This is a genomic window from Synechococcus sp. RS9909 (assembly GCF_014279595.1).
Classification (GTDB): Bacteria; Cyanobacteriota; Cyanobacteriia; order PCC-6307; family Cyanobiaceae; genus Synechococcus_C.
In genome coordinates this window covers 2,354,998-2,372,138 of sequence record NZ_CP047943.1, presented here as the reverse complement: position 1 = coordinate 2,372,138, position 17,141 = coordinate 2,354,998, and the positions used below count along the sequence as shown (strand labels likewise).

21 protein-coding genes are annotated in these 17,141 nt (G+C 66.8%); 13 read left to right on the top strand and 8 right to left on the bottom strand.

The genetic code is table 11. From position 1 onward, the window contains the following. Window positions 1–8 precede the first annotated feature (8 nt). From menA to SynRS9909_RS12585, 4 genes are read left to right on the top strand one after another with little or no spacing between them, the layout of a single operon-like run. Window positions 9–998, top strand: a complete 990-nt coding sequence (menA, locus tag SynRS9909_RS12600; RefSeq protein ID WP_038001034.1) for a 2-carboxy-1,4-naphthoquinone phytyltransferase — start codon at window positions 9–11, stop codon at window positions 996–998. A gap of 4 nt (window positions 999–1,002) precedes the next feature. Further along, on the top strand, window positions 1,003–2,019 hold the full coding sequence (locus SynRS9909_RS12595; RefSeq protein ID WP_007101354.1) for an o-succinylbenzoate synthase: 1,017 nt from the start codon (window positions 1,003–1,005) through the stop codon (window positions 2,017–2,019). Then, entirely contained in the window at window positions 2,016–3,311 is a 1,296-nt protein-coding gene (locus SynRS9909_RS12590) for an AMP-binding protein (protein WP_007101355.1), read from the top strand. The genes SynRS9909_RS12595 and SynRS9909_RS12590 overlap by 4 nt, the downstream gene beginning before the upstream one ends. Beyond that, window positions 3,295–3,573 carry a TM2 domain-containing protein gene (locus SynRS9909_RS12585; protein WP_007101356.1) on the top strand — a complete coding sequence of 93 codons (279 nt, stop codon included), beginning with the start codon at window positions 3,295–3,297 and terminating at the stop codon, window positions 3,571–3,573. The genes SynRS9909_RS12590 and SynRS9909_RS12585 overlap by 17 nt, the downstream gene beginning before the upstream one ends. A 226-nt stretch (window positions 3,574–3,799) precedes the next feature. Here the strand turns inward: SynRS9909_RS12585 and SynRS9909_RS12580 are convergent, their stop codons facing one another. Continuing rightward, window positions 3,800–4,270, bottom strand: coding sequence for a thioesterase family protein (locus SynRS9909_RS12580; protein WP_007101357.1), 471 nt, complete (start codon window positions 4,268–4,270; stop codon window positions 3,800–3,802). Beyond that, window positions 4,260–5,444 carry an NAD(P)H-quinone oxidoreductase subunit H gene (locus tag SynRS9909_RS12575; protein ID WP_007101358.1) on the bottom strand — a complete coding sequence of 395 codons (1,185 nt, stop codon included), beginning with the start codon at window positions 5,442–5,444 and terminating at the stop codon, window positions 4,260–4,262. Before SynRS9909_RS12575 ends, SynRS9909_RS12580 begins: the two co-directional genes overlap by 11 nt. Before the next feature lie 43 nt (window positions 5,445–5,487). On the opposite strand from SynRS9909_RS12575, the gene rsmH reads away from it, so the two are divergent. From rsmH to SynRS9909_RS14095, 4 genes are read left to right on the top strand one after another with little or no spacing between them, the layout of a single operon-like run. Next, the gene (rsmH, locus tag SynRS9909_RS12570; RefSeq protein WP_007101359.1) at window positions 5,488–6,405 is read left to right on the top strand and encodes a 16S rRNA (cytosine(1402)-N(4))-methyltransferase RsmH; all 918 of its coding nucleotides are present in this window, start codon (window positions 5,488–5,490) and stop codon (window positions 6,403–6,405) included. After that, window positions 6,405–7,637: a tetratricopeptide repeat protein gene (locus tag SynRS9909_RS12565; protein ID WP_162858311.1), complete on the top strand. Its 1,233-nt coding sequence runs from the start codon at window positions 6,405–6,407 to the stop codon at window positions 7,635–7,637. The genes rsmH and SynRS9909_RS12565 overlap by 1 nt, the downstream gene beginning before the upstream one ends. After that, window positions 7,634–8,023, top strand: a complete 390-nt coding sequence (locus SynRS9909_RS12560) for a DUF456 family protein (RefSeq protein ID WP_007101361.1) — start codon at window positions 7,634–7,636, stop codon at window positions 8,021–8,023. Before SynRS9909_RS12565 ends, SynRS9909_RS12560 begins: the two co-directional genes overlap by 4 nt. Before the next feature lie 9 nt (window positions 8,024–8,032). Then, a complete protein-coding gene (locus SynRS9909_RS14095) occupies window positions 8,033–8,170 on the top strand; it encodes a hypothetical protein (RefSeq protein ID WP_240307745.1) in 138 nt (45 codons plus the stop codon). Here SynRS9909_RS14095 and SynRS9909_RS12555 read toward each other — a convergent pair. Together SynRS9909_RS12555 and SynRS9909_RS12550 are read right to left on the bottom strand one after the other, a co-directional pair. Further along, on the bottom strand, window positions 8,157–8,912 hold the full coding sequence (locus SynRS9909_RS12555) for a hypothetical protein (protein ID WP_007101362.1): 756 nt from the start codon (window positions 8,910–8,912) through the stop codon (window positions 8,157–8,159). The two genes, SynRS9909_RS14095 and SynRS9909_RS12555, sit on opposite strands and share 14 nt — an antisense overlap. A gap of 64 nt (window positions 8,913–8,976) precedes the next feature. After that, entirely contained in the window at window positions 8,977–10,149 is a 1,173-nt protein-coding gene (locus SynRS9909_RS12550) for a cysteine desulfurase family protein (RefSeq protein ID WP_007101363.1), read from the bottom strand. Between SynRS9909_RS12550 and SynRS9909_RS12545 the strand changes: the two genes are divergently transcribed. Genes SynRS9909_RS12545 through SynRS9909_RS12535 form a run of 3 tightly spaced genes read left to right on the top strand, consistent with a single transcriptional unit; the run spans window position 10,148 to window position 12,520 of the window. Continuing rightward, complete coding sequence (locus tag SynRS9909_RS12545; protein WP_007101364.1) at window positions 10,148–10,708, top strand: hypothetical protein; 561 nt, start codon at window positions 10,148–10,150, stop codon at window positions 10,706–10,708. The genes SynRS9909_RS12550 and SynRS9909_RS12545 overlap by 2 nt on opposite strands. 34 nt (window positions 10,709–10,742) lie before the next feature. Then, window positions 10,743–11,495, top strand: coding sequence for a response regulator transcription factor (locus SynRS9909_RS12540; RefSeq protein WP_007101365.1), 753 nt, complete (start codon window positions 10,743–10,745; stop codon window positions 11,493–11,495). Then, window positions 11,492–12,520, top strand: a complete 1,029-nt coding sequence (locus SynRS9909_RS12535) for an RluA family pseudouridine synthase (protein WP_240307746.1) — start codon at window positions 11,492–11,494, stop codon at window positions 12,518–12,520. Before SynRS9909_RS12540 ends, SynRS9909_RS12535 begins: the two co-directional genes overlap by 4 nt. On the opposite strand, the gene bchM is transcribed toward SynRS9909_RS12535, so the two are convergent. Both bchM and SynRS9909_RS12525 read right to left on the bottom strand, forming a co-directional pair. Then, the gene (bchM, locus tag SynRS9909_RS12530; RefSeq protein WP_007101367.1) at window positions 12,484–13,197 is read right to left on the bottom strand and encodes a magnesium protoporphyrin IX methyltransferase; all 714 of its coding nucleotides are present in this window, start codon (window positions 13,195–13,197) and stop codon (window positions 12,484–12,486) included. The genes SynRS9909_RS12535 and bchM overlap by 37 nt on opposite strands. 32 nt (window positions 13,198–13,229) lie before the next feature. Further along, a complete protein-coding gene (locus SynRS9909_RS12525; protein WP_007101368.1) occupies window positions 13,230–14,396 on the bottom strand; it encodes an N-acetylglucosamine-6-phosphate deacetylase in 1,167 nt (388 codons plus the stop codon). 63 nt (window positions 14,397–14,459) lie between these two features. On the opposite strand from SynRS9909_RS12525, the gene purE reads away from it, so the two are divergent. Both purE and SynRS9909_RS12515 read left to right on the top strand, forming a co-directional pair. After that, complete coding sequence (gene purE, locus SynRS9909_RS12520; protein ID WP_038001036.1) at window positions 14,460–14,993, top strand: 5-(carboxyamino)imidazole ribonucleotide mutase; 534 nt, start codon at window positions 14,460–14,462, stop codon at window positions 14,991–14,993. A gap of 56 nt (window positions 14,994–15,049) precedes the next feature. Beyond that, on the top strand, window positions 15,050–16,099 hold the full coding sequence (locus SynRS9909_RS12515) for an AI-2E family transporter (RefSeq protein WP_007101370.1): 1,050 nt from the start codon (window positions 15,050–15,052) through the stop codon (window positions 16,097–16,099). Here SynRS9909_RS12515 and cysC read toward each other — a convergent pair. Both cysC and SynRS9909_RS12505 read right to left on the bottom strand, forming a co-directional pair. Further along, a complete protein-coding gene (cysC, locus tag SynRS9909_RS12510; protein WP_007101371.1) occupies window positions 16,080–16,712 on the bottom strand; it encodes an adenylyl-sulfate kinase in 633 nt (210 codons plus the stop codon). The two genes, SynRS9909_RS12515 and cysC, sit on opposite strands and share 20 nt — an antisense overlap. 45 nt (window positions 16,713–16,757) lie before the next feature. Beyond that, a complete protein-coding gene (locus SynRS9909_RS12505; protein ID WP_007101372.1) occupies window positions 16,758–17,084 on the bottom strand; it encodes a translation initiation factor in 327 nt (108 codons plus the stop codon). Between the last annotated feature and the right edge of the window lie 57 nt (window positions 17,085–17,141).

Sequence of the window (17,141 nt, the reverse complement as noted above, 5' to 3'; positions counted from 1 at the left end):
TCCAGTCCATGCCAGATCGCCAGGCTGTTGCATCCCTTCACGCCCCTGCAGGCGATCGCCGGCGCTTGTGGAAAGCCGCCATCAAGTGGCCGATGTATTCGGTGGCCGTGATGCCGGTGGTGCTGGCGGCGGGCTGGCGTCTCGGTAGTGCCCAGACGGTGCGCTGGGGCCAGTTTCTCGGCTTTCTGGTTGCGGCGGTGCTCCTGCTCCTCTGGGAGAACCTCAGCAACGATCTGTTTGATGCCGACACCGGGGTCGACACCGTGGCCAAACCCCATTCGGTGGTGGCCTTGCTCGGTCGGCGCCGTCCGGTGCGCCGGCTCGCCCATGGCGCTCTGCTCAGCGGTCTGTTGCTGATGCTGGCCCTGGCCTGGCGCAGCAGCCCTGCCGTGCTCGTGCTGGTGCTGCTGAGCTGCGGCCTGGGCTATCTCTACCAGGGGCCACCGTTCCGGCTGGGCTATCTGGGGCTGGGGGAACCACTCTGCTGGTTGGCGTTCGGTCCGTTCGCGACGGCGGCAGCCCTGCTGGTGCTGTCTCCAGCCGGTGCTGGTGAAACCGATGGCGGAGCGGTGCCCTGGGGAACGGCCCTGAGCCTGGGCGCCGGTCCTGCCCTGGCCACCACCCTGGTGCTCTTCTGTTCTCACTTTCATCAGGTGGAGGAGGATGCGGCCCATGGCAAGCGATCGCCGGTGGTGCGGTTGGGCACCGCCCGCGCTGCAGCCCTGATCCCCTGGATGGTGGCCGGCACCCTGGCTTTGGAGTGGGCTCCCGTGCTGCAGGGCGACTGGCCTCTCACCGCCCTGCTGGCGGCGGCAGGGCTGCCGGCCGGTGCCGCTTTGATTCGCCTGTTGCGGGATCACCATCACGTGCCGGAGCGGATCAGCCAAAGCAAATTTCTGGCCCTGCGTTTCCAGGCTCTCAATGGCCTGGGGCTGAGCCTCGGCCTGGCCCTGGGCCCCGTGTTGGAGCCTGTGCTGGGGCTGGGGCCATCCGGTTGAAGCGATGACGCTGCGGCTGCAGATCCGGCCCTATCGCTTTGCGCTCCACAGGCCGCTGCAAACGGCCCAGGGCTGTTGGCGGCAGCGCTCCGGCTGGTTGCTGCGCCTGGAGGAACCGGCGACGGGTCGGTTGGGCTGGGGTGAGCTGGCGCCCCTGGATCCGGGGATGGGGCAACGCTGCGCTGCCGCCCTCGACGGGTGGTTGGAACCGGCTGCTGTGTGCTGTGATCGGCTGATGCTCAACGACCGGTTGCAGCACGGGCCGCCGCCCTTGGCCTTTGCCCTTGGTGCTGCCCTGGCCGAACTGGACGGCGTGGTGGGAGTCGCCGCCGGTGAGGGGCAACCCTGGCTGCCGGCTCCCCCTTCGGCCCAGCTGTTGCCGGCCGGTGAGGCGATGCCAGCGGCTCTGGAGCACTGGCTGGCTTCAGGTCAGGCCGTGGAGGGGGGAACGCTGAAGTGGAAAGTGGCCGCAGCCGATCCCGCGCTGGAGTTGGTGTTGTTGGCGGAGTTGCTGGAGCGGCTGCCGCCCCAGGTGCGGTTGCGCCTGGATGCCAACGCCGGATGGGATCGCCCGACTGCTGAACGCTGGGCTGAGGCGTTGAGGGGTGATCCTCGGCTCGAGTGGTTGGAGCAGCCCCTGGCGGTGGATGACCTGGAGGGCCTGGGGCAGTTGGCGCAGCGTCTGCCCGTGGCGCTGGATGAAACGTTGCAGGTGCATCCGGCCTGGCGGCAGCACTGGCGCGGTTGGCAGGTGCGGCGGCCGCTGCTGGAGGGCGACCCCCGCCCATTGCTGCGGCAGTTGCAGGCGGGTGCCCCGCGGCTGATGCTGAGCACCGCTTTTGAAACCGGCATCGGTGCGCGGTGGCTTGCTCTGCTGGCGGCGCTGCAGCAACGGGGCCCCACCCCCACGGCTCCCGGCCTGGCCCCGGGCTGGTGTCCGCCGGGTCCTCTGTTCAGCCAGGATCCGCAGCAGGTCTGGAACGCGGCGGTGGAGAACGCCACGGGGATGGACGGGGCATGACGGCTTGGCGTCAGTTGCGCTGCGATCCGCAGGCCTTCGACCAGGCGGTGGAGCGCTTGACGCTGGAGCTCGCTGCTGGTGGCTGGCTGCAGCTGCTGGGCCCGCGTGGCTCGGCCGGAGATCCGGAGCTGGTGCCTCGATCTGTGGAGCTACCGCCCGGCCCTGGTCTGGTGCTTGCCAGTGGTGGCAGCAGCGGCGGCCGTCAGCACTGTCTGCAGCCGCTCGCCCACTGCGATCAATCGGCTGCCGCGACAGCGCGCTGGTTGGAGGCCCTTGGTCTCGTTCCCTCGGAGGTGCAGATCTGGAATCCGTTGCCGCTGCAGCATGTGAGCGGCCTGATGCCCTGGTGGAGGGCGCAGCAGTGGGGTGCCGGCCATGGTTGGCTGTCTCCGGCCCTGATGAAACAACCCCGCGCGCTGCTGGAGTGGTGCCGGCAGCAGCGGCGCTGGCGCGATGGCCCGATGCTGCTGTCGCTGGTGCCCACCCAACTCGCCCGTCTGCTGAAGGATCCCGCTGGCATCGAGTGGTTGCGCGCCATGACGGTGATCTGGGTGGGGGGTGCCGCCTTGCCTGACGACCTGGCCCAACGGGCTCGACAGGCCCGGATTGCGCTGTCGCCCTGTTATGGCGCCACGGAAACAGCGGCGATGGTGGCGGCCCAGACCCCGGCAGCGTTTCTCAGGGGGGTCGACGGTTGTGGTGCGCCGCTGGCTGATGTGGAGCTGCGGGTCGATGCCCAGGGAGCCCTGGCCGTGCGCAGCCCGCGGCTGGCGATCGGCCGGCTGGGCAGCGATGGTGCCGTGATGCCGCTGCTGAATGGTGAGGGCTGGTGGCGCTCCGGCGATGCCGCTGCTCTCACCCCAGCGTCTGATGGGAAGCCCAATCTGTGCATCCTCGGCCGCCTCGATGGCGCGATCCATTCCGGTGGCGTCACGGTGTTCCCCGAGCAGTTGGAGCGGCGGCTGATGGCATCGGTGCGGGCCACTCAGCTGCCTGTGCAGGCCCTGCTGCTGCTGGGGGTGAGGGATCCGGAGTGGGGCGAGCGGCTGGTGGCGTTGGTGCGCTGGTCGCCGGGATCTGGCGATGGTGATGGCGATGGCGCCATGGAGCGGCTGCGGGCGTTGCAGGCTCTGGTGGCTGACTGGTTGCCGGCGGAGCGGCCGATCGCCTGGCACTCCTGCCCAGACTTGGCGCCAACGGCGGCCGGGAAATGGCAGCGGCCGCGTTGGCAGGCCTGGCTTCAGTCGCTAAAAGCGGAACAGCTCCGTGCTTGTGATGACCAGCCTGTCTGAGACGGAAATCAGCAATAAAAAGTTGGCGGCAGGTTTGCTGGGCGTTTTTCTCGGTTCGTTTGGGGTGCACAAATTTGTGCTTGGATATCACAATGCCGGCATCATCATGCTGGTGGTGAGCATTGCCGGTGGCGTTGTGACCTGTGGCGCAGCCTCGTTTGTGATGGGGGTGATCGGTTTGATCGAGGGTGTGATTTATCTCACCAAAACGCCGGAGGAATTCCGGGAGCTGTATCTCGATGGGCAGAAGGCCTGGTTCTGATGCTTCGCTCCCGATTCGCGCGCCCCGCAGCGACCATCCTGTTGCTGGGATGTGCCACCTGCAGCGCTGCTGCGATGGGTGGCACCCTTTCCGAGGGCTCGCAACTGTTCATGCGTCCCGTCCTGGTTTGTCTGTTGCCCCTTCAGTTGGCCGCCTTGGTTTGGGTCCGGACCCATCAGGGCAGATCGACCGCAGGGTCACCGCTTGAAAGTCAACCGTGTGCCAGTCAACCGTCTGAAACTTCCCCGATCTGACCAAGGCCTGAGGCTTCCAGCCAGCGATCAATCGCTTCCGGCAGGCGGCAGCGTTGACGCGAGGCCGTGCTGATCGCCACCTGACGGATCTGGCCGCGGGCCACATCCTGGTGGTTGAGCAGAAACCGATAACGCACGGCAAAGCTGCCTGGGTCGAGACGCTGGGGCTTCAGGTGGACGGTCAGGTGATCGCCGCCATGCACCGGCCGCAGAAAATCGGCGCTGCAATGCACCACCGGTAAGGCCACATCGGGCCAGCGCGCCTGGTGGCGGCAGCCGGGAAACACCACGGCGGCTTCTACGCCATAGCGCTCCAGGCTCTCCTCCCAGGCTTCATGGCACCAGCGCAGCAGCTGATGAAAATGCATCACCCCAGCGGCATCGGTGTCGCCGAAGCGCACCGTCCGCTGCAGCCGGAGCCAGCTGGAGGCGTCAGCGATCAACCGAGCCCATGATCACGTCGATCGAACCGAGGATCGCCATGATGTCGGCCACTTTGTGGCCTTTGAGGATGTGAGGCAGGATCTGCAGGTTGTTGCTGTCAGCAGCTCGGATCTTGAAGCGCCAGGGGGTCACATCGTTGTTGCCCTGGATGAACACACCGATTTCGCCCTTGCCTGATTCCAGTCGGGTGTACAGCTCACCGTTGGGAATCTTGAACGTGGGCGCCACCTTTTTGGCCACATATTGATAATCGAAACCGGCGAAGTCACTGCTCTTGCCCTCGGCCATCCGCCTGGCCTCCAGATTTTCGGTGGGGCCGCCGGGGATCATGTCGCAGGCCTGGCGCAGGATCTTCAGCGACTGGCGCATCTCTTCAATGCGCACCCGATAGCGCGCGAAGCAGTCGCCCTCGTTCTCCCAGGCCACATCCCAGTCGAAATCGTCGTAGCACTCGTAGTGATCCACCTTGCGTAGATCCCAGGGCACGCCTGAGGCACGCAGCATCGGCCCGGAGAGGCTCCAGTTGATCGCTTCCTCGCGCCCGATCGTTCCCAGCCCCTCGATCCGGCGACGGAAGATCGGATTGTTGGTAATCAGTTTTTCGTATTCGTCGATCTTCGGGCCGAACCAGTCGCAGAAATCACGGCACTTCTCCAGCCAGCCGAACGGCAGATCGGCGGCCACACCACCGATCCGAAAATAATTGTTGTTGATCAGGCGTTGGCCGGTGGCGGCTTCCCAGAGGTCATAGATCATCTCCCGTTCCCGGAAGATATAGAAAAACGGCGTCTGCGCCCCCACGTCGGCCAGGAAGGGGCCAAGCCAGAGCAGGTGATTGGCGATGCGGTTGAGCTCCAGCATCAGCACCCGGATGTAGCTGGCCCGTTTCGGCACAGGGATGTCGGCCAGCCGCTCCGGCGCATTCACCACGATCGCCTCGTAAAACATGCCCGCCGCATAGTCCATACGGCTCACGTAGGGCACAAACATCACGTTCGTGCGGTTTTCGGCGATCTTTTCCATGCCGCGGTGGAGATAGCCGATCACCGGCTCGCAATCCACCACGTCTTCGCCATCGAGGGTCACCACCAGCCGCAGCACCCCATGCATCGAGGGGTGATGGGGGCCGAAGTTGACCACCATCGGCTCCGTGCGCGTTTCCAGCTGCGTCATGGGGCCGTGGCAAAGCGATCACATCTGATCTTAGGAAGGACCCATGCCGGATCAGCCCTCAACGTCTGCCCAGGCCTTCAGCCACGTGCCCGTGTTGGCTGACGTGCTGCTGCAGGCGTTGCAGGAGCACGCCGATCCACGCTGGCAGCAGGGCCTCCTTCTCGACGCCACCCTCGGCGGTGGTGGTCACAGTCGCCTGCTGCTGGAGCATTACCCCGGTCTGCACCTGATCGGGCTCGATCAGGACAGCACAGCCCGCGCTGCAGCCGCCGAGCATCTGCTGCCCTGCGCGGAGAGGGTGCGCATCGTTGCCACCAATTTCGCCACCTACCGGCCGGAGGAGCCCGTCGCTCTGCTGCTGGCCGACCTCGGGGTCAGCAGTCCCCAGCTCGATGTGGCCGAGCGGGGGTTCAGCTTTCGTCACAACGGTCCCCTCGACATGCGCATGAATCCGGAGGGTGGGGGTGAGACGGCGGCGGAGTTGATCGCGCGGTTGGAGGAATCCGACCTGGCCGATCTCATCTACGCCTATGGCGAGGAACGCCTGTCCAGGCGGATTGCCCGGCGGATCAAGGCCGATCTGGCGGCCCAGGGGGCCTATGCAGGCACGGCCGCCCTCGCCTACGCGATCGCCGGCTGTTACCCACCCAAAGCCAGGCGTGGACGGATCCATCCGGCGACCCGCACCTTTCAGGCCCTGCGCATCGCCATCAATGACGAACTGGGGGTGCTGGACAAACTGCTGAGCGCCGCTCCTGATTGGCTCCAGCCCGGAGGGCTGCTGGCGATCATCAGCTTTCATTCCCTGGAGGATCGGCGCGTGAAAACGGCGTTTCTCCAGGATCAGCGGCTGGAGCGGATCACCCGTCGCCCTTTGGTGGCCTCTGAGCAGGAACAGGAACGGAACCCGCGCAGCAGAAGCGCCAAACTGCGAATCGCCAGGCGGCGTTGTGCGTTGTGATGACCGGCCCATCCCTTCCGGCGTCCTTTCTTGGCTCGATGGCGCCTGCAGACGCGGCGCTGGGCGAGCGGATCGCCCGAGGCTGGTTGTCGTTTTGCCCCGGGATGGCTCTGGTTGGTGAGGCGGCCGAGCGGGGCGATGTGATCCCGCTGCAACTACTCACCGCCCTTGTGGAGCTCACCGTGCAGGCGCCTGACGCCCAGACGCGTGCCGTGGCTCGCCTGCAGCAGTGCCAGATCCAGCGACAGCGGTTGGATGCCTGGGGTCAGCAGCTGCTGGAAGCCGGTCTGCTCTGGGGTGCTGGCGCTCTGGGCTCGGCGTTGCGGCGGTTGGTGGATCTGGCGGAGCGCGCGCCGGAGGGTCTGCTGGTGCTCAAGATCGCCGAGTGGCTTACCTATCTCCGCGGTCAGGAGCTCCACGGCCCTGCCCTGCTCGATCTGAGCCTCATCTTCGAAGCCAGCCATGGCAGCGATCCCGATTGGTTGGCCATTCATGCCTTCGCGCTGGAGCTCTGCGGCTGTTGTCCCGAGGCGATCGCAGCCGCCCAGGCGGCCATCGGCGCCCGTAGCCTCAATCCCTGGGCCGACCACGCGCTACTGCATGCCTGGCATCGCCAGGGCGATCTGGATCGGGCTCTGGACTGGGCCGGGCAGCGCCGAGCCAGTTGGTCGGAGGCCCTGCCGGCGATGCGGCTGCATAACCGATGGCATGCCGCCCTGCTCTCCCTGGAGATGGGGCAGCCGGACCGGGCGATTCCTGCTCTGGCGGAGTTCCGTGGCGAAACGGGCACCGGCCCGCTCCTCGATGCGATCGCCCTCGGCTGGTGGCTTGATCTGTCTGCAGCACCCCAGGAGACGCTCTGGTCTTCGCTGGTGCCGCTTGTGCAGGAGCGTCTTTGCCTGCCGCTGATTCCCTTCATCGCCTGTCATTACGCCTGGTGCCTCGGGCGAGCCGGGCAGCAGCAAGACCTGGAGACCCTGCTCGACCATTGCCGCGATCAGGCTCGGGTGGCCGGACCGGAGGCGGGGTGGTGCTGGCGACCGGCGGGGCTGACCCTGGTGGAGGCGATTGGGGCTGCGGCCTGCGGCCGGAGGGCGACAGCCTGGGAGCTGCTGGCGCCGATCCGTGGCTGGATCGATCACGCCGGCGGCAGTGATGCCCAGGCGCGGGTTCTTCATCAGACCGTTCGCAGCCTGGAGCTAACCCGTGGTGGACAGGACGGGTTGCCATGACGGTGGAGGGCTTCTGGTGGTTGGCCTTGCTGGTGGAGTGTCTGGCGCTTCCGGGCACTCTGCTGCCCCTGTTGCCAGGGCTGATCTGGTTGCCGATCGGGGCGGCACTTTGGTGGTTGGCAGCGGGCTGGTCGGTGGCCTGGCCCGCGGTGGTGCTGGCCCTTGCCGTGTTCGGCCTCGGGCTCTGCGCCGATGTGGTGGCCCTCACCCTGGCGTCGGCCCGCCTCGGTGCCAGCCGTTGGGCACCGGTGGCGGCTGGGGTCGGTCTGTTGCTGGGCCTCGTGGGGCTGTTGCCGGCGCTCCCCGTGGGAGGGCCAGTGGTTGGCGCCTTGTTTGGTCCTTGGCTGGGAGCGGCTGGAACGGAAATGGTGGTTTGCCTGCGCTAATCCCTGCCGATGGGATGGCCGCAGGCGATGCAGCGTGGTGCGGTGGTCGGTGTGGCGGTTGTGGCGGGCCTGCTAGTGAGCCGAATAGCTCAGGTGTTGCTGGCCCTTGTTGGAATCGCTGGCTTTGTGGCGCTCAGTTTCCGCTGAGAAGTCCGGTCTGATCCTCGCTGCCGAACAGTTGGCGGTAGGCCGCTGTGGTGATGCAGGCCACCACAGGTGCCGCCACCAGAAGTCCAACGCCGCAGAGCAGGGTGCCGATCACAATGATCACGGCATCAACGATCAGCAGCAGCACCACCCACCACCAGGATGGGTCGACCACATCACGACCGCGCTGCACGGTTTCAAACGGCCCGCGCTGCTCGAGCAGGGCCACATAGGGCAGAAATTTCTGATTGACAGACAGATAAACGAACAGGATCAGGCCCACAGCGGCGGGGATCCAGAGCAGCACCTGGTTGAGCTGGGCGAGACCGAAACCCACCAGTCCGCAGATGATGGCGATCACCAGGAAGACGATGCCAAGGGCAATCCAGCGCACGAAAAGGCGCCCGGCCGCGGCACCATCCCAACGGCTGAAATCAGCGAAGGAGGGTTTGCTCCCATCGAGGGCAATCCAGGAGCCCCGCACCATCCCGGTGACGCCCCAGAGGCTCACGATCCAGGAGCCGATCAGGGCCACGATCGTGAGGATGATTCCACCAACACCAACCGTGGTGTTGTCGCCTCCGCCGGTGGCGGCATTGCCGATCAGTTGAAACACCACCGAGAGCACCCCCACGATCAGGGCGAACAACACGAAGGGCCAAGGAGCCTTGGTGAAGGCATTCCAGCCGTCTTCCACGGCTTTGAGAACGTGCAGCCTGCTGCTGACGGGGGTGTCGGCCATGCTCTGGAGCGATGCGGATCTGGGCGGAAAGTAGCGGGTTTAACTGTTTTTTTCAGGTTGTCTGTCACAACGCTGACGCGCGCAGCCTTGTGACCGTTTCGGCAATCGCTGCAATGGCTGCGTCGATCTCATGCTCCGTGGTGGCCCAACCGAGGCTGAGTCGCAGCGAGGCCTCGGCCTCCTGGCGGCTGCGGCCGAGTGCCCTCAGCACATGGGATGGTTCGCCGCGGCTGCAGGCGGAACCGCTGCTGCAGAGCACGTGTCGCCGCAGCTGCTGATGCAGGCGGCTGCCGCTCACCCCTGGAATGGTGATGTTGAGGTTGTGGGCCAGGCGCTGTTCCAGGGTGCCGTTGCAGAGCAGATCCGGTAGGGCGGTCCTTAGGCCCCTCCAGAGCCGGTCGCGCCACTGTCGCAGCCGCTGCGTGCGCCGGTCTTGATCGCGCAGGGCCAGCTCGGCGGCTGTTGCGAAGCCCACGATCAGGGGTACGGGCAGCGTCCCCGGTCGCAGCCCTCCCTCCTGGCCTCCGCCCCATTGCAGCGGTTCGATCGGCAAGGCCAGGGGTCGCACGAGGGCGCCGATGCCCTTGGGACCGTAGATCTTATGGGCGCTGAGGCTGGTGAGATCAATACCGAGCGCATCGGGCTCAAAAGCCATGGCTCCGAACGCCTGGGCGCCATCGCTGTGCAAGGTGATGCCCCTCTCCCTGCACAGCCGGCCCAGGCTCGCCAGCGGCTGCAGCACACCGATTTCGTTGTTGGCGGCCATCACGCTCACCAACTGGGTGTCGTCGCGGAGCGCCGCTTCCAGCTGGGCCGGTTGGAGCAGGCCATCCTCAGCCGGTGTGAGCAGGGTGAGCTGAAAGCCCTCCCGTTCCAGCTGGCGCAAGGGATCGAGAACGGCGTGATGTTCCGTGGCCACGCTGATCAGATGGCCGGGTCTGCCCCGTTGTCGTGCAAGGGCGCGCGCATGGCCGAGCAGGGCGAGGTTGTTGGCCTCTGTGGCGCCGCTGGTGAAGACGATCCGCTCCGGCGTCACACCAAGGCAGCGGCCCAGTCGCTCCCGGGCCTCGCTCACGGCGGCGGCGGCCATCAGCCCGAGGCGGTGCTGGCGGCTGGAGGGATTGCCCCAGTGCTCACGCCACCACGGTGCCATCGCTTCGATGACCTCGGCGGCGCAGGGGGTGGTGGCCTGGTAGTCGAGGCAGATTGGATCCGTCTTGGCCGGGCTTGGCAGCATGGTGTGGCGTTTGCTCCTGATCGGGATGGACACCGTTTTCCGCCTCTGCAGTCTGGGCCTGGCTGCCGGGCTCTCGCTGAGTGCCCTTTCCGTGGGGGCTGGCCCTGCGGAAGCGATCGAGCGGGGGGAGCTGCTGGAGCAGATGAAGCGCATGCGTCCCGCCGATCTGATCGTGCTGGAGACCAAGCCGATGGCTGGTGGCGACTACACCCTGGCGATCTTTGCGATCAAGGGCGACGATTCGGATCCGGATCTTCGCCGCTACAAGCTCTGGAAGGAATATCCCAACGATCTGGTGGTGCCCACCGAATCGGTGAACTGCAGCACCACGGAGCCCCTGCGGGTCACCCGCGATCAGGACGCGATCTACATCCGCCGCCTCAACCCGGGCGGGGTGGTGAACGACAGCAACCGGGAGGACCATCTGGTGTGGTGGGCGGCCTGCGTGCCTGCCGAGGCGGGCAAGGACCCGGCGACGCTGGCCGACCAGGCACGGCAACTCGGCTACAGCGGTTTGCTCACGGAAACCACGGAAACCCTGCGTGTGCCAGGCCCCTGACGCTTCTAGATTTTCGCCAGTGCAGCATCCGGCCATGACGACTCCCCGTCCTGCCGATCAGGAACCGCCGGCCACCGCGGAGGCGTCCCACCCCACCCCCCGCCTGCTTCTGGTCGATGACGAACCCGGTTTGCGCAGCGCCGTGCAGGCCTACCTCGAGGACGAGGGCTTTGACGTGACCACCGCGGTGGATGGCGAGGAGGGTTTTGCCAAGGCCCAGCAGTTGTTGCCCGATCTGGTGATCAGCGACGTGATGATGCCGCGCTGCGATGGCTACGGCTTGCTCAGTCGCATGCGCGAAGACGAGCGCCTGGGCGGCACCCCGGTGATCTTTCTCACCGCCAAGGGGATGACCGCCGATCGCACCCAGGGATATCTGGCCGGCGTGGATGACTACATCCCCAAGCCGTTTGATCCCGAGGAACTGGTGGCGCGCGTGCGCAATGTGGTGCGGCGTCAGGACCGGCTCCTGGCCGAAGCGGCCCGCTTTGCTGATGCGGATGTGGGCCAGATGGCGCGGCAGATCAATGAGATCCGTTCGATGCTCTCTGGAGCGGCGGCGGAGGCGGTCGCGGCGGCGGAGGCGCCGCAGCTGAGCTTCACGCCACGGGAGGCGAGTGTGTTGCAACTGGTGGCTGAGGGGCTGATGAACAAGGAGATCGCCCGCCAGTTGGAGACTTCGATCCGCAATGTGGAGAAATATGTGAGCCGGTTGTTCATCAAGACCGGCACCTCCAGTCGCACCGAGCTGGTGCGCTTTGCCTTGCAGCACCGCCTGGTGGAGTGAGAGGGGCTGGCCCTGCGGGGCGAGCGCTGCCGGGATGGCGACCGGCGGCGTTCAATCAGGGCTGGGTCTACCGCGATCGTGTGGCCGCTGGTCAGTCGGGCCAGCTGTTGAGTGCATGGCTGGCGGACCGCTACCGCCACTCCTCGGCTGCGACCTGGCGGCAGCGGTTGCAGAGCGGCGAGCTTGGCCTCAATGGCCGGCTGCTGCAGGGGGATGTCGTGGTCGCCGCTGGCGATCGGATTCGGTGGCAGCGCCCCCCCTGGGTCGAGCCGGCGATTCCCGAGCACTGGCAAACCCTGCACGACGATGGCGATGTGCTGGTGATCAACAAGCCCTCGGGGCTGCCGGTGATGCCGGCCGGCGGCTTTCTGGTGCACACGCTCAGCCATCAGCTGGTGCTGTGGAGCCGGGAGCAGGGGGAGCCGCTGGCGCCCAAGCCGGTGCATCGGCTCGGGCGTTTCACCTCCGGCCTGTTGGTGTGTGCCCGCCGGCCCGAGAGCCGCGCCTGGCTGAGTCGGTTGCTGCGCGACAGCACCGCTGACGGCGCCGCCTCGGCCTGCCGCAAGGTCTATCGCGCCCTCACGGAGCCTCTGCCACCCGACTGGCCCTTGGGCGAATCCCGCGAGGTCACCGTTGCGATCGGCCGGCATCCCCATCCGTTGCTGGGGGAGATCTGGTGCGCCGCCGATCCATCGGTTGCTACGGCGTTGCCCTCCCGCAGCAGCTTCACCCTGCTGGAGCGGCGGCCGGAGAGCTGCCTGGTGGAGGTGGTGATCGCCAGCGGCAGGCCCCATCAGATCCGCATCCACGCCGCCACCGCCGGGGCGCCGCTGCTGGGTGATCCGCTTTACCTGCCCGGTGGTGGCGCTTCTGATCAGTCCTTGCCAGGGGAGGGGGGCTACCACCTGCATGCCCATCGGTTGCAGTTGGCGTCTCCGGATGGAGGCCTGCTGGATCTGGAGGCGCCGTTGCCCGAGCCCCTGCGCGATCAGGCGCGTTTGAACTCGATCAGGCGTGAGAAATAGAACGGAGCCGTGTTCAGGCTGCGGCGCATCGGTTGAAAGCCGCAGGCCATCGCGGCCCTCACGATGCCCTCTTCTCTGAGGGTGTAGGCACGGGTGGTTTTGCTCGGGCCCGGGAACAGCTGGCCGATCCCCTTGAGCAGGGCCAGCACAGGGGTGAAGGGGGCAAAGCTCACGATCAGGCGTTCCTCACAGAGGCTGCAGAGGTGACGCACCATGGCCTCCGCCGGAGCCTGGGGATAGTGGATGAACACATCCAGGCAGCACACGGTGTGGAAGGAGCCGCTGAGGCTGTCCAGATCGGAGGTGTGGAAGTGGAGTGTGTCCAGGGCCAGCCCCGCCTCCTGCGCCCGTCGTTTCGCCTCCTGCACCATCGCGTCGGAGATGTCGCTCGCCTGGACGGAGCCGGCTCCCATGGCCGCCAGGGGCAGGGCGAGGCTGCCGACGCCGCAGCCTGCATCGCAGAAACTCACGTCGCGGAACACGCCGCTGGTTTGGATCCACTGCAGCACTTCATCCACCGTTTTCTGGTGGCCGATGCGGATGTTCCGCTGCACTTTGTTCACATCGTCGGAGTCGCTGTAGATGCGGTTCCAGCGATCGAAACCGGTGGATTCGAAGTAACCCTTCACCTCCTGTTTCTCGGCCTTGGTTTGCTCCAGCAGCTGGTCGGGGGCCATCAGGGTGAACGGGCGGGCAGATCGGCGGGATCCTAAGCAGCGTGTCGCCAGTGCAGATCACCATCCGCTCCGGCGCTCCAGCGCAGCAGGTTGGCGAGTGGCTGCTGCAGCAACAGGCTGCGCCAGGCGATCGCGTCCACGTCTGTGCCCGCGAGCACCGCTCTCGGCGCCAGGGTGGCGGCCCAGATCGCCCCCTCACACTCGCCACCCCAGCGCGCCAGGCGCCGCACCCCCTCCAGCAGGGGGAGGGTGACGCCAGCCAGGGTGCCGTCCTCGAGGCGACAGGTGCCGTTCTCCACCCGCAGCACCCGTTCATCCCATCGATGCTGGCCATCGGCGAGGCCATAGGGCGCCAGGGCATCGCTCACCAGCACCAGCTGATCCCCGGCAAGCCGTTGCAGAAGCACGGCCATCGTCGGGTCCACATGCACCCCGTCGGCGATCAGCCCCAGAGCAATGCAGCCCTGACGACAGGCCGCACCCAGGGGGCCTGGCGCGCGGTGATGCAGTCCTGGCATGGCATTGAAACTGTGGGTCAGCATGGCCAGCCCCCTGTCGAACGCGACATGGGCCTGGTCGGCATCAGCGGCGCTGTGACCGAGTGCCACCACAATGCCCAGCGCCCGCAAGCGCTCGATCACCGCTTCAGCGCCCGCCAGTTCCGGCGCCAGGGTCACCAGGGCGATCTCATGCTCGAAGCCGGCGATGCGTTGCTCAAGCGCGTCAAGGCTCGGCGCACAGAGGTGCTCGCGTGGATGGGCCCCCCGGCGCGCCTCCGCCAGAAACGGACCTTCCAGATGGGCGCCGAGCAGGCAGCAGCGCTGGGGTTGGTGCTGCTCGCGCGCCTGCCGCAGCACCGCCAGGGCCCGGCGCAGCGGCTCCACCGCGCAGGTCACCAGGGTCGGGGCAATCGCTTCCACGCCGTCGCGCCAGAGCTGGTCCAGCAACTGCAGCAGCCGAGGCAGATCCGCCGCCGTCAGTTCCGGGAAGGCCAGTCCGAGGCCGCCATTGATCTGAAGATCCACGCCCATCGGGCTGAGCCAGTCACCGTTCCAGCTCTGGCCGCGCAAGGCGGCCCGCTCCGGCATGGGCCCCAGGGCATCGATGCAGCCCGCTGCATCCAGCTGCAGCCACCACAGCGCCGGGCTGGAGGTCTCACCCGGTCGGCGGGGCAGACGCACATCGGTGATCCGTTGCATGGGGCCTGACCGGCAGCGGCGGCTGCGACACGATGACAGTCTCGCTCCGTTGACGACAACGCCATGGCTACGACTGCACCCCGGGTGGCGGTGATCATGGGCAGTGATTCCGATCTGCCCACCCTGCAACCCGCTGTGGAGGTGCTGGAGCGTTTGGGTGTGGCGGTGGAGGTGCGCGTGTTGTCGGCCCATCGCACACCGTTGGAGATGGTCGACTTTGCTCAGCAGGCCAGGGATCGCGGTCTGCGGGTGATCGTGGCCGGTGCCGGTGGCGCGGCCCATCTGCCCGGCATGGTCGCTTCCCTCACTACCCTGCCGGTGATCGGCGTGCCAGTGCAGAGCCGGGCGCTCTCCGGTGTGGATTCACTGCATTCGATCGTGCAGATGCCCGGCGGAATACCCGTGGCCACGGTGGCGATCGGCGGTGGCCTCAATGCCGGCCTGCTGGCGGCCCAGATTCTCGCCACCACCGATGGGGAGCTGACGCAACGCCTGGCCGACTATCGCCACGAGTTGCACGCCACGGTGGTGGCCAAGGATGCCCGCCTCCAGTCGATCGGAGCCGCCCGGTATCTCGAGGCGATGCCTGGACGCTGACCGGCCCGTCCAGCCGTGGTGGCCTCCCCGCACAATGGCCGCAGGTGCGACTGTGCATGGCCTGGCCCAGCTGGTTGCGGTGGGGGTTGGCCCTGCCGCTGCTCACACTGAATCTCTATGTGCTCCGGCAGCTGTTGTTGCCCCTGGCGCCCTTCCCAGGGCTGTTTCTCACGTCCGCCCTGATTGCTTTTCTGCTCGACATTCCCAGTCGCTGGCTCAACCGACGCGGCTTGCCGCGCTGGTCGGCGATCCTGATCGTGACGCTGGTCACCGTGGGTGGTGTGGTGCTGGCCGGCGTCACCCTGGTGCCCCGCCTGATCGACCAGCTCGCCCAGCTGATCAATGCCCTCCCCGGCTGGCTGGTGGCGGCGGAGGCCTGGATCAACCGGCTGCAGGATCTGGCGGCCTCCCGAGGCTTGCCCAGTGAATTTGGTGATCTGAGCAGCGATCTGCTCACCCGGGTCAGTCGGGTGGCCAGCCAGCTCAGCCAGCGCTTGCTCGCGATCCTTGGCGCCACCCTCGGTATCACGATCAACACCGTGATCGTGTTGGTGCTCGCGGTGTTCTTTCTGCTGGGAGGCGATGCGATCACGGCCGGTCTGGCCCGCTGGCTGCCGGAACGTTGGCGTCAGTTGGTGGTCAGCACGATCACCCGCACCTTTCGGGGCTATTTCGCCGGTCAGGTGTTGCTCGCGCTGATCCTCAGCGCTGGTCAGATTGTGGTGTTCACGGTGATCGGCATTCCCTACGGCGTGCTGTTTGCAGTGGTGATCGGGCTCACCACCCTGATTCCCTACGCCAGTGCCCTCACCATCGTCGCTGTCAGCGCCCTGTTGGCGGTGCAGGATCCGCGCACAGGCCTGGAGATCCTTGCGGCGGCGATTGGTGTGGGCCAGGTGGTGGATCAGGTGATCCAGCCGCGCCTGATGGGCAGCATCGTCGGCCTGCAACCCGCCTGGCTGCTGATCGCCCTCCCCCTCGGGGCCAGGGCGGGCGATCTGCTGGGGGTCGGTGAACTGCTGGGCCTGTTGCTGGCGGTTCCGGTCGCCAGCTGTATCAAGACCCTGCTCGATGCCTGGGTCGATTTCAGGACTGCGCCGGAATGATGCCCTGCTGAATCAGGTGATGCACCACCTGATGGACGCAGGCCTCCAGATCGCTGCTGCCCGTGTCGACTTTCAGCTCGGGCTGTTCCGGGGCCTCATAGGGGCTGGAAATGCCGGTGAAGTCCTTGATCTCCCCGGCCCGGGCCTTGGCATACAACCCCTTGGTGTCGCGCTGCTCGCAGGTTTCCAGGTCGGCGGCGCAGTGGATCTCGATGAAATCGCCAGCGCTCACGAGCTGGCGGGCCCGGTCGCGATCGGCGCGGAAGGGAGACACGAAGGCGGTGAGCACCACCACGCCGGCATCGAGGAACAGCTTCGCCACTTCACCGATGCGACGAATGTTCTCCTCCCGGTCTGCATCAGAGAAGCCCAGGTCTTTGCAGAGACCATGGCGGATGTTGTCACCATCGAGCACGTAGGTGGCCAGCCCCCGCACGAACAGGGCCTGATTCACCGCATTGGCCAGGGTGCTCTTGCCGGCACCGCTCAGGCCGGTGAACCAGAGGATGGCGCTGCGATGGCCGCGCTGTTCAGCCCGGGCGGCCCGGTCGACCGAGGCGTGATGCCACACGATGTTGGTGGCCTTGGGGGTCTCGGCGCGGGCAGCGGTCATGGCGAGGGGCGATGGCGGCCCGTCATTGTTGCCCAGCCTGAGGCGTCAACCGCCGGCGCGCTTGGGGCGGTAGCCCTCTTTGCTGAGGAGCTCCAGCACCAGATCCACCTGGTCGCCCTGGAGTTCCACGATGCCGTCTTTCGCTGTGCCGCCACTGCCGATGCGGCTTTTCAGCGTTTTCAGCAGGGTCTTGAAACCGGCCGCATCCAGCTCGAGGCCCCGGATCACGGTCACGGTTTTGCCGCCCCGGCCCCCCCGGGTCGGTTGCACCCGCACCACCTGCTGGCTTTTCGGCGTGGAGGTCTTCGCCGGGCTCGGGGCCCGCGCCAGGCTGTCGGCGCTGCTGAATTCCTGCCAGCCTCCCTTCGGCATCCTCGAGATCCCAACCCTGCCCATCCTGCCGTTTCCGGGATCGGCGCCCGACCGCCC